General features: G+C 62.6%; 6 protein-coding genes. 2 read left to right on the forward strand and 4 right to left on the reverse strand.

Annotated elements, in window-relative coordinates; all coding sequences use genetic code 11:
- Window positions 1–10 precede the first annotated feature (10 nt).
- The 4 genes from K7431_RS02085 to K7431_RS02100 form a co-directional block, all read right to left on the reverse strand.
- Window positions 11–3,121 carry a multidrug efflux RND transporter permease subunit gene (locus tag K7431_RS02085; protein WP_012724378.1) on the reverse strand — a complete coding sequence of 1,037 codons (3,111 nt, stop codon included), beginning with the start codon at window positions 3,119–3,121 and terminating at the stop codon, window positions 11–13.
- Window position 3,122: 1 nt separating this feature from the next.
- Window positions 3,123–4,262: an efflux RND transporter periplasmic adaptor subunit gene (locus K7431_RS02090; protein WP_012724379.1), complete on the reverse strand. Its 1,140-nt coding sequence runs from the start codon at window positions 4,260–4,262 to the stop codon at window positions 3,123–3,125.
- A 64-nt stretch (window positions 4,263–4,326) separates the two neighbouring features.
- The gene (locus tag K7431_RS02095) at window positions 4,327–5,742 is read right to left on the reverse strand and encodes a diaminobutyrate--2-oxoglutarate transaminase (RefSeq protein ID WP_080567193.1); all 1,416 of its coding nucleotides are present in this window, start codon (window positions 5,740–5,742) and stop codon (window positions 4,327–4,329) included.
- A 117-nt stretch (window positions 5,743–5,859) separates the two neighbouring features.
- Entirely contained in the window at window positions 5,860–7,920 is a 2,061-nt protein-coding gene (locus K7431_RS02100; RefSeq protein WP_012724381.1) for a TonB-dependent receptor, read from the reverse strand.
- A 256-nt stretch (window positions 7,921–8,176) separates the two neighbouring features.
- Here K7431_RS02100 and K7431_RS02105 point away from each other — a divergent pair, with 256 nt between their 5' ends.
- Window positions 8,177–9,154, forward strand: coding sequence for a TauD/TfdA family dioxygenase (locus K7431_RS02105; RefSeq protein WP_043205379.1), 978 nt, complete (start codon window positions 8,177–8,179; stop codon window positions 9,152–9,154).
- 8 nt (window positions 9,155–9,162) lie between these two features.
- Complete coding sequence (locus tag K7431_RS02110; RefSeq protein ID WP_012724383.1) at window positions 9,163–12,534, forward strand: condensation domain-containing protein; 3,372 nt, start codon at window positions 9,163–9,165, stop codon at window positions 12,532–12,534.
- Window positions 12,535–12,539 lie beyond the last annotated feature (5 nt).

The raw sequence follows: 12,539 nt of genomic DNA on the forward strand, positions 1-12,539 counted from the left end.
CAAAACTGACTCAAGGCCCTTTGTTCGCGTCCACGACCCATTGGCGACCCTGAAGTCTTTGAGAAACCGACATCACCTTCACAAATAACACGGGCACCCACAACACGCCCAGCACTGTTGCCGCGAGCATTCCACCGATAACCCCGGTTCCGATCGCTTGCTGGCTGGCAGCACCCGGCCCGGTGGCGAGCGCCAGGGGCACCACGCCCAGGATAAATGCCAGTGACGTCATGATGATCGGGCGAAAACGCAGGCGTGCGGCCTGGATCGCCGCATTCGCAAGGCTCGCACCTTGGGCGTGCAGCGCTTTGGCAAACTCGACAATCAGGATCGCGTTCTTCGCCGACAGGCCGATGATGGTGACCAAGCCCACCTTGAAATAGACGTCATTGGGCATGCCCATGACGGTGACGGCAGCCACTGAACCCAACACGCCCACCGGCACGATCAACAGCACGGCAAACGGTATCGCCCAACTTTCATACAAGGCCACGAGCACCAGCAGGACCGTCAACAGTGATAAACCCATCAACAGCGGCACCTGGGCACTGGATTGTTGCTCCTGCAAAGACAACCCGGCCCATTCCAGGCTGAAGCCGGCCGGAAGTTGCGCAGCGATGTCCTGCAATGCCTGCATCGCCTGGCCGGTGCTGTAGCCGGCAGCGGCATCACCGGTAAAGCGCAGCGATTGCGAGCCGTTGTAACGCACGATCTGCAGCGGGCCGACTTGCCACTCGAAACGGCTGAAGGCTTCCAGGGGTACCAGTTTGTTCTGCCGGTTGGGCACTTGCAGGCGCAGCAGCGCTTCAGGTGTCTGGCGGCTACTGCCGTCGGCCTGGACGATCACGCGCTGCATGCGCCCCTGGTTGGCGAATTCGTTGATTTGTTGTGAGCCCAAGGCCGCCGATAACGCGGCGCTGATCACATCGAAACTCACACCGAGGGCCTCGGCTTTTTCCCGGTCGATGTCGATTTTGATCTGCGGTGCGTCCGCCAGGCCTTCATCGCGCAGGCTGCCGATCACGGGGGACGCCTTGGCCGCCGCGAGCAGTTGTGCGCGGGCTCCCAGCAACTCGGCGTGAGGGTGGCCGGTCAGGTCTTGCAGGCGCAGTTCGAAGCCGGCGGACGTGCCAAGGCCATCGACCGCCGGCGGCACGGTGCTGAACACGCTGCCGTCGCTGACATCTTCAAAGGCCCGGGTCGCGCGCTGTGCCACGGCGCGGCTGGCCTGGTCCGATCCGCGAACCGACCAGTCCTTGAGGCTGATATACGACAAGGCGGCATTGGCCCCCTCGCCCGAGAAGCTGAAGCCCAGGATACTGAGCACCTGGTGGGTGGCCGGTTGTGCCAGGGCGTATTGCTCCCAGGCGTTCACCGTCACCTCGGTACGCGCGGCGGAGGCCGCTGGCGGCAGTTGGATATCGGTGACGGTGTAGCCCTGGTCCTCACTGGGAATAAAGGAGGATGGCAGGCGGTGATAGGCCAACACCAGCACCGCCAGCAATAGCAGGTACAGACAGACGCTGCGAGTGCCGCGCCGCACCCAGGTGCCGGCGACGCGCTCATAGTGTGCGGTCAACCTATCAAAGTGGCGGTTGAACCCAGGTACCCGCCGTGTCGGATCAAAAGGCTTCAGCAATGCCGCACACAGCGCCGGAGTCAGGGTCAGCGCGAGGAACCCGGAGAACAGAATCGACACCGACAACACTAGGGCGAACTGCTGGTAGATCACGCCCACCGAACCGCCCATGAAGGCCAGCGGCAAAAACACCGTTGCCAGCACCAGGGTAATGCCGACAATGGCTCCGCTGATCTGACGCATGGCCTTGCGGGTCGCGTCCTTGGGCGACAGACGCTCCTGGCTGATCAAGCGCTCGACGCTTTCCACCACGACAATGGCATCGTCCACCAGCATGCCGATGGCCAGCACCATGCCGAACAGCGTCATCATATTGATGGAAAACCCCAGCACCCCCATCACGGCCAGCGTGCCCGACAGGCACACCGGCACGACCACTGCCGGGATCAGGGTGTAGCGCAGCTTCTGCAAGAACAGCCACATCACCAGGAATACCAGGACCATGGCTTCGATCAAGGTGTAGACGACCTGCTTGATCGCGGCCTGGACAAAGGGCGCCGTGTCGTACGGCACGCTCAAGCGCATATTGCCCGGCAAGGTGCTCGACAGATGCTCCAGACGCGCCTTGACCGCCTGTGCGGTCTGCAACGCATTGCCACCCGGCGCGAGTTGCACCGACATGGCGGCCACGGGCTTGCCGTTGAGACGGGCATCGAAGCGGTAGTCCTGGCGCCCCAGCTCCACCCGCGCCACATCGTGAATCCGCACACTGGCGCCATCATCATTGGCGCGCAGGACAATATTGCCGAACGCCTCCACCGACTCCAACTGGCCTTGAACCATGACGGTCGCGGTAATCTGCTGGTCCACCGGGCCCGGACGTTCCCCCATGCTACCGGCCGGTACCTGTACGTTCTGCGCCGCGATGGCTTTGCTCACGTCCGCCATCGACAGGCCGTAACCCACCAGCTCCGCCGGGTCGACCCAAATGCGCATGGCGCGTTCGGCGGTATACATCTCCACGCGGCCGACCCCGGCCACACGACGAATTTCGTTGTTCACCGCGCGGGCTGCAAAGTCGGCCAGGCCGACCGAGTCCTGCTGCTCGTCGGTGTACGACAGGGCGTAGATCATCAGGAAGTTCGCGCGTACCTGCTCGACTTTCAATCCTTGCTCGATCACCGCCTGGGGCAAACGCCCCACCACCCGTTGCAGGCGGTTTTGCACGTCGATCTGCGCGCGATCCGGGTCAGTGCCCGGTTTGAAGGTGACGGTCGTGTCTGCGCTGCCATTGGCGCTGGTGGACTCGTAGTAGAGCAAGTCCGGCAGGCCGTTGAGTTCCTCTTCCAGCAGGCTGGTGACGTTGAGGTTGATGATCTGTGCCGACGCGCCAGGGTAGCTGGCACTCACGCTGATTTGCGGCGGCGCAACGTCGGGGTACTGGCTGACCGGCAAACGGCCGAGCGTCAACGCCCCAGCCAGTACGATAAACAGCGCGATAACCCAGGCGAAATTCGGACGCTCAATGAAAAAGTCGACCATTTCAGTCTGCGGCCTGTCGTGCAGCCAGGGTATCGACATTGACCTTGCTACCGGCGCTGAGCTTGTCGGCCCGTTCCACCACCACCCGCTCACCCGCCTTCAATCCTTGGATGATCTGCCAGTCGGGGCCGAGCATCGCGCCGGTGCTGACGATGCGCTCCTGTACCACGCCTTGGGCGTCGACCAGCATCAGCCGGGCTTGTCCGTCGGTGCCACGCTGCACCGCCTGCTGCGGCACGAACAGCGCCTGTGGGTCGACCCCCGCCGGTGCCACCACCCTTACGTACATGCCGGGCAGCAGCACGTTATCGGGGTTGGGAAACTCACCGCGCAAGGTCACCTGGCCGGTGCTGCGGTCTACGGAAATATCGGAGAACAGCAGCTTGCCCGCGCGAGTCTGCGCCGGGTTGCCGACCTGCAGCGAGACCTGGGCCGCGCCCTCCCCGGTTAACACCAGGCGGCCGTTGGCCACGGATTGGCGCAGCGCCACGACCTGTTCGGCGGGCTGGGTGAAGTCAGCGTAGATCGGGTCCAGTTGCTGAATCCGTGCCATCTGCGTGGCTTCGTCCTGGCCGACCAGCGCGCCCTCGCTGACCAGCGCACGGCCTATGCGGCCGCTGATCGACGCACGCACCTGGCAGTAATCCAGATTGAGTTGTGCGGTCGCCCGGTCAGCTTCTGCGGCCAGGCGGTCGGCCTTGGCGCGTTTGAGGTCGGCAATTGCATCATCAAACAACTGCGGACTGACCGCATTGATCTCGACCAATTGCTTGTAGCGCTGCACATGCGCATTGGCGCGATAGACATCCGCCTCGGCCCTGGCCAGGTCACCTTCGACGCGCATCAACTTGGCCTTGAGCGGTGCCGGGTCGATGCTGAATAACAGCTGGCCGGCCTTGACGTCACTGCCTTCGACAAAATGCCGCGCCAGCACCACCCCGCCGACCCGCGCGCGCACTTCTGCGACGCGCACTGGTTCGATGCGGCCCGGCAGTTCGGCCGTCATGGCAAAGGCGCGGGGTTGTACGGTCAGGGTCTTGACCTGCGCCGGCAGCGTCCTGGACGCAACGGGCGGCGGCGCAGGGTCGCAGCCGCCAAGGGCCAGCGCCGCAAACAGCAGTGTCGATACAGCCTTGTGCATGTGTCGTCCTTACGCTGAAAAATGCGCACTGCCATGCCTTTGGCAGGCGCCGGGCATCGCTCGATCAGGGCTGCGTGGTGATCGAGTGGGCGGCTTGGAACAGGATCTGCGCAACAAAATCAATTTCCTGCTCGGTGATGATCAGCGGCGGCAGGAAGCGCACCGTTGCTCCGTGACGCCCACCCAGCTCGACGATCAACCCATGTTTGAGGCACGCCTGCTGGAAAGCCTTGGCCCGCGCAGTGTCCACCGGCGGATGCCCTTGTACATCAGGCACCCCGCACGGGTCGACGATTTCCATGCCGAGCATCAGGCCGCGGCCGCGCACGTCGCCGACCCAGGTGAATTCACTTTGCAGCGCCTGCAACTGCTTGCGCAGGTGCGCGCCGACCGTCTCGGCGTGGGCCACCAAGTCATTGTCGCGGATGAAGCGCAAGGTCGCCGTACCCGCCGCCATTGCCAACTGATTGCCACGGAAGGTGCCGGCATGCGCACCGGGCTGCCAGACATCCAGCGCGTCGTTATAGACCATGACCGACAACGGCAGGCCGCCACCGATGGCCTTGGACAAGGTGATGACGTCCGGGGTGATGCCCGATTGCTCGAAACCGAACATACGGCCGCTGCGGGCAATGCCGCATTGGATTTCGTCGACGATCAGCGGGATACCGTGGGCACGGGTCAAGCGTCGCAGTTCCTGCAGCCAGCGGTCCGGCGCGGCGATCACACCGCCCTCGCCCTGGATCGGCTCCAGGATCATCGCAGCCGGCAACGTCACACCGCTTTCCGGGTCGTTGAGCAGATGTTCCAGGTAGCGCACGTTGAGGGTGACGCCTTGATCGCCGGCGACGCCAAACGGGCAGCGGTAATCATGCGGGTACGGCAGGCGTTGCACGCCCGGCATCAGGGCGCCGAGGGCATTTTTCGGTGACAGGTTGCCGCTGATGGCCAAGGTGCCCAGGGTCATGCCGTGATAGGCGCCTTCGAACGCCAGCACCGAATGACGACCGGTGGCGGTGCGAGTCAGTTTGAGTGCCGCTTCCACGGCGTCCGCACCGCTGGGGCCGCAAAACTGGATACGCGCGTTGCGTGCGAAGTCTGCCGGCAGGCAGCCGAAGACTTCCTGGACAAAGGCATCCTTGACCGGCGTCATCAGGTCCAGGGTATGCATCGGCACACCGGCCGCCATCACTTGCGTGATCGCCTCGATGACCACGGGGTGGTTATGGCCCAACGCGAGGGTTCCGGCGCCGGCCAGGCAATCGACGAACACCTGCCCGCGACTGTCCTGTACGTAGATCCCATAGGCACGTTCAAGCACCAAGGGAATACGTCGGGGGTAGCTGCGGGCGTTTGATTCCTGCTGTTGCTGGCGCTCGAGCATCGGCGTCAGGTCCAGGCAATAAGGTTGGGACAGCCCGGTATGCGCCAGGCGTAGCTGTGGCGCACCACCGTGTGTGGCATTCGAAAAAGCGCTCATGAGATCCTCCATGGAGGCTGGGTGTGGAAGCAAGTGGGACTGCCTGGGCGCGAGCGCCCCAGGCAGCAAACAGCTTGAAACCAGACGCTGGGAATGCGCATCCCTGCGCCCATCGACTTACATGTCGTAACGCAGTACCAGGCCGAATGTGCGCGGGGCGCCCACATCGATGATGTCGCCAATGCGGTTGCTCGTGACGTATTCCTTGCCGAAAGCGTTTTTCAGGTAACCGGACACCGCAACGTTCTTGGTCACCTTGTATTCGGTGCTGAAGTTGGTCAGCACGTAGTTGTCACTGCGGCGTACTTTGCTGACGTTGCCGTTGGCGTCGAACTCGAAGTCGGACGGCGCGGTGCTCTGGTAGGTGAGGTCGGTGTTGAGGGTCAAGCGGTCGTTCCAGCGGTAGGTACCGCCCACCGACATTTTGTATTTCGGCGAGTAGAGGAATGGCTGGCCGCTACGATCCAGGCCGTCGCCGGTGTTGAAGTCCTTGTATTTGGCATCGGTGATGGCGCCGCCGATGTTGAGGGTCAATTGCTCACCGAAGTCTTTTTCGACGCTGACTTCCAGGCCCTTGATGTCGCTGCGACCGGCGTTGTACACAAGGAAGAAATTGCCCGACGGGTCGAGCACGCTGACCTGCTGGTCTTTCCAATCGGTGTAGTACAGGTTGGCGCGCGCACGCAGGCTCTTCTCGAGGAACGAACCCCGATACGACAGCTCGTAGTTGGTGGTGTACTCCGGATCGTAAGCCTCGTGGCCGCCACCGGCACGCACGTTGACGCCACCGCCTCGGTAGCCTTTCTGCACCATGAAACCGACGTACTGATCAGGAATGAACTGATAATCGACGCCCAGTTTCGGCAAGAGTGCGCTGAAGGATTTCTTGACCTTGCCAGGGCTGGAGAAGTCATCCTGCTCGATATCGGTGTCGTTGGTTTCGTAGTCGTAGCGCAGGCCGGTGATCAAAGTCCAGTTCGGCGCGAAATCCCAGTCCACCTCGCCGAACAGCGCGGCGTTGTTGATAGCGACATCGCCTTTGGCTGCACCGCGTTGCACATTGTTGAACAGCAAGCGATCGTGGAAGCTGTTGGTGGTGCGGCCAAAATACACGCCACCGAAGCTGCGGATTGTGTCGGACTCATAACCCAGGCGCAGTTCCTGGCTGAACATGTTGCCAGCCTGGTTACGCAGGATCTCGTTGTTCGCCGTGGCGGTCTGGTCGAAGTCCTTGCGCGCGGTGTAGTCCGAGTGGGTGTAGGTGGTCAGGTTGGTCAGTGTCCAGGCATCGTTGAGACGCCAGTCGATCTTCGCGCTCAAGGTGTCCTGGTTAAGGTTGTCGTAGGCCTTGGTGTTCGAGGCGATCTTGTAATACTGGACCTTGTCGCCGATGCGGGTGATCGAGTTGTCGCCCTGACGGTGTTCGTTGTGTGCGTAGGTCAACAGCACATCGGTGTCGTCGTTCGGCGTGATCAACAACTTGCCGCGATAGTTGCTCGTGCGGTGCGGGTTGGCATCGTCGTGATTGGTGGTGTTGCGGATATAACCGTCGCCGTCCTGGGTATCGATGGCGATGCGGCCGGCGATCTTGTCGTCGACGATCGAGCCACCGCCGGCCACGGCTACACCGCGCTCACCGTAGTTGCCGATGTTGGTCTGGGCGGAGAAGGATGGGTCGAAGGTTGGGTTCTTGGTCTGGATCACCACCGCGCCGGCCAGGGAATTGCGGCCTTGGGTGGTGGACTGCGGGCCGAGGAAGACTTCAACCTGCTCCGTGTCCCACAGGCCGATCGGGCTCAACGTCAGCGCCCGGTTCGGTTGTTGGGCGCCATCGACGTACACCGACACCGCGCCGTTCAAGGTCGCGGGGCCCTGGTCATCGAAACCCGACACCGGCACACCACGGATACCCCAGTTTTCGTTACCGGCTTGGTTGTACACGCCAGGGGTGCGGGCGAATACGTCGATCAGGTTGTGATCGGCCTTGTCGCGCAGTTGCTGTTCGGTCACGACGGCCACGCTCGACTGGGTCTTCTCAAGCGAGCGGTTGATCTTTTCGCCGGTGACGGTGACCGGCGCAATCTCCAGTGCGGCGGGTTGATCGTCCGCCCATGCGCTGTTCAACAGGTACATGGCTGAGCCTACCGCCAACGCAAGTGTATTAATTTTGTAATTCACGCCCCGCTCCCCTACCGCAGTTATTTGTATTTTTATCCGTTGGCAAATCGCTGTTTTTTCCCAGCGGGGCGGAGTCTAGTCGAAAAAAAATATTAAAGGAATAGTATTGATAATCCCTCTCATTCACACCTAATATACTTTCTGTATTCACATATACACATTAGGTTTCAAAGTCTCGCCGAGGCCACTGCCCAGTTTTAACGGCCTGCTGTCACGTTGCTACAGAGCCAAGAAAAATAAACAGGATGTGCAAAGGATGACCTCAATCGAACACCCGAACGGACGTTCCGAGCCTGTTTCAATCAAGGATCAAGCCCCCGGCGCAGCGGTATTGCCAAGGTGCGTGCAGGCTGCCCCAGGCCAATCGATCCATGCGCTCGAGCCGTCGATCCGCGACAGCCTTGATGACAGCCTGCGTACGGTGGGCGGCGTGCTGTTTCGCGGCTTCAACGTCCCCACCCCGATCGACTTCAAACGCTTTGCCGCCAGTTTCGGCGCGCCGCTGGCCAGCTACGAATTCGGCTCCACGCCACGTAGCAAAGTGTTCGCCGGGGTCTACAGCTCGACGGAATACCCGGCCCACCAATTCATCCCTTTGCACAATGAGCAGGCCTATACCCGCCCCTGGCCTTCGCGCATCTGGTTCCACTGCATCAAGGCCAGTGAAACCGGTGGCGAAACGCCAATCTGCGACAGCCGCCTGATCTATCAGCGCATGCCCGCCGAGATTCGTGAGCTATTCGCCAGCCGCGAGTTGCTCTACGTGCGCAACTACAGCGGCGCCCTCGACCTGCCCTGGCAAAAAGTGTTCAACACCGAAGACCGCGCCCAGGTCGAACGCTATTGCCAGGACAACGACATCGAGTGGGAATGGAAGGCCGACGACGACCTACGGACCCGCCAACGCTGCGCCGCCGTGTTGCAGCACCCCGAGACCGGCGAGTGGGTCTGGTTCAACCAGGCGCACCTGTTTCACGTCTCGGCCATTGAACCCGCCGTGCGTGCCAGCCTGCTGGCGGCCGTCGGTGAAGAGAACCTGCCGCGCCATGTGTATTTCGGCGACGGCTCGGCGATTCCCGATGCGATGCTCGATACGGTGCGTGCGGTCTATGACCAGACCGCCGTCAGCTTCCCTTGGGAACCCGGCGACATTCTGATGCTCGACAACCGACTGGTCGCCCACGGGCGCAATCCTTATACCGGTGACCGTAAAGTCATCGTGGCCATGGCGTAAATCCCACCATGTTTGCATTCAATCACTGGATCGAAGTGCTGGAGGCTAACGCCCTGCACTTCCCGCAGCGTGCTGCCTTGCATTTCCTGCCGGACGGCGTCGAGATCGGCGAAACCCTCACGTTTGCCCAATTGCACGAGCAGTCCCAATCCCTGGCGGCCGCCTTGCAGGCGCGTTGCAGTCCAGGCGACCGCGTGTTGTTGATGCTGCCGAGCAGCCTCGACTATGCACGCGCGTTCTGCGCCTGCTTATATGCGGGGCTGATCGCCGTGCCGCTGTTCCCGCCGCCTTCCCGCAAGCCGCGCCATCTGGATCGCGTGCGCAATGTCGTGATCGATGCGCAGCCAGCGCTGATCCTCGCGCCCTTGGATCATTGCGAAGGTCTACGCGAATTGGTTGAACATCGCGTCGATGTGTTGACCGTCAACAACCTCGGCACCCCGGCGCCTGACACGTGGCAACGGCCGGCGATCGACGGCGCCAGCGTGGCGTTCCTGCAATACACATCGGGCTCCACCGGCACGCCCAAAGGCGTCGAAGTGCGCCAGCGCAACCTGATCGCCAACGTCGAATTGATGCGCAAGGCCTACGGTTTCGATGAGCACGGCGCCATGGTCAACTGGCTGCCGCTGTACCACGACATGGGCTTGATCGGCGGCGTACTCGCCCCGCTCTATAGCGGCATGCCGTGCTACCTGATGGCCTCGCAGACCTTCGTGAATGCACCGTCCACCTGGCTGCAGGCCTTGAGTCGCTACCGCGCTACCGCGAGCTTCGCGCCGAATTTTGCCTATGCCCTGTGCAACCGCGTGGTCAGCGACAGCCTTATCGCCCAGCTCGATCTGAGCGCCTGGCAGCACGCAATCAACGGCGCCGAGCCGATCCACCCGGCCACCCTCGACGCCTTCGCCCGACGCTTTGCCGCGTGCGGCCTCAACCCCATGGCCATCAGCCCCGGTTACGGCCAGGCCGAAGCAACCCTGTGCGTCAGCGCAACGCCCGCCGAAGCCCTCCCGGTGGTGTTGCGCCTGGACAAAAGCGTGTTGGAGACCGGCCACGTGGCCCTGGCGTCCGGCGACGCCACTGCGGTTGAGTTTGTCGCCTGTGGCTACCCGCAAGCGCTTCACACCATCGCCATTGCGGACCCGAACACCCACGAACGCTGCGCCGTCGACCGCATCGGCGAAGTCTGGCTACAAGGCCCGAGCAACGCCGAGGCCTACTGGAAAAACCCCGATGCCAGCCGCTACGCGTTCGAGGCGCAGATAGTCGGTGAGCCCGGCTATTACCTGCGCTCAGGTGACCTGGGTTTCATGCATGAAGGTCAAATCGTCATCTGCGGCCGCCTCAAAGACCTGCTGATCCTCAACGGCCGCAACCTTTACCCCCACGATATCGAGTTTGCGATCACCGACAGTGAGCCGGGCATCCGCACCGGACGCATCGCGGCTTTCTCGGAGATGGACCTGCTGCTCGGCCGCGAGAAACTGGTGATCGTTGCCGAGCCGCAGCGCAAGTTTGTCGACCCGGCACATCACCCGGCGCTGTTCGCGTCGATGCAAACCGCCGTGCGTGAAGCGGCCGACTGCGGCATCGACCAGATTGTGCTGGTGGAAGCCGGCACCATCCCGATGACCACCAGCGGCAAGATCGCCCGCCAGGGTGCGCGCAACCAATGGGCGGCCGGCACCCTGAGCATCATCGCCCAGAGCGGCGGGCAGGCAAGCACGCCCGTTGAACGCATCGCTATCGAGCAACTGCGCCGGCAGCCGAGCCTTTCGGCCTGCCAGCAGTGGCTGGAACAGACGCTGATCGAGGTCAATCCGTACCTCAGCGTCGACGTCGAGCTCAGTCTGATCGGCTTGGGCCTGGACTCCATCGGCATTGCCGATTTTGCCGCGCGCCTGCACCGCGACCTGGGCTGGGACCTCGACACCCAGAGTCTGTTCGGCGAACGACGCCTGGCCGAATGGGCGCAGGCGCTGCTCGTGTACCTCGGGACTCCGGCGCCCGGTGCCCGCCTCGAATCAGACGCTACCCCCCACCCTCGCCGCCAATCCTTCGCCCAGCGTCGCCTGTGGTTCCTGCACCAGTTGAACCCGCAGGACACCCACCACCACCTGGTATTGCACCTGAAGCTGCAAGGCCCAGTTGACAGGGACGTCTTGTCGCAACGGCTCAATGCCCTGGTCGAGCGTCACAGTGTGCTGCGCACGGTCTATCACGATAGCGTTGATGGCCCGCAGCAACAGGTGCTGCCGGCCAGCAACGTGCGTTTGACCCTCCATGATCAATTGGCGGACTGCCTGGCCCAGGAACACGCCACCCCGGTCGACCTCAAGCAAGGCCCACTGCTACGCGCCCACCTGATCAGCCACGATCACCAGCACGACCTGCTGCTGACCCTGCACCACATCGCCTTCGACGGCCGCTCCGCACAACTGCTGCTGGCTGAACTGGCGGCCCAGGCCGCCAATGAAACGCCGGTGCAATATCTGGACTTTGCCCGTTGGGAAGCCGCGCACTGGACAGACCAGCGCATCGCCACGCACCAGGATTTCTGGCGCGAACACCTGGCCGATGTGCCGCAAACCTTGGACCTGGGCGGCAGCGGCACTACCCACGGCGAACACAGCCTGAATTTCAGCCTGCCCCAAGCCACCTGCGACACCCTCGCCTGCGTCGCCCGTGAACACGGCATGACGCTGTTCATGCTGCTGTTGGCCAGCTATCAACTGGCGCTCAAGCAATTGGGCGGCCAGCAACGTTTTCTGCTCGGCACTGATGTGAGCGGCCGTCCGCTGGCCGCGCACAACGAGGTGATCGGCTTCTTTGTCAACCAGCTGACCCTGCGCTGTGAGATAGCCGGGGAAGGGACGCTGGCGGATTTTTTCGCGCACGTGCGTGATGAGGCGCGACTGGCGTATGCCCACCAGGACCTGCCGTTTGACCTGGTTGTCGCGGCGCTGGCCCCAACCCGGCGCGCCGGCCATTCGCCGCTGTTCCAGGTCAAGCTCAACTATCAACCGTCGCGGGTTGCGCCGGTCACTCTTGCCGGTGCACAACTGACGAGCATGGACATTGCGCAGGCGCCGGGAGACTTCCATCTGGTGCTCGACCTGGTGCATGCCGGCCACGGCATTGATGCCACGCTCAAATACCGTGGCGAGTACTTCGATCAGCCCCGAGCCTTGCGCCTGCAGCATTTGTGGAGCCGCCTACTCGGCGAAGTTCGTGATCTGCTCGGCGAGTCCCTGCCCGCCCTGGCCCAGCGCCTTGACGATTGGGATCAAGCTTTCCAGCGCGAAAGCCAGCAGTCCCACGCCCTCGCCGGTCGCAGTCAGTTGCTGCAAACCAAACGTCGCTCACTGACCCTTTGATCAAG

Source organism: Pseudomonas fluorescens group sp. (assembly GCF_020093335.1).
GTDB lineage: Bacteria > Pseudomonadota > Gammaproteobacteria > Pseudomonadales > Pseudomonadaceae > Aquipseudomonas > Aquipseudomonas petroselini.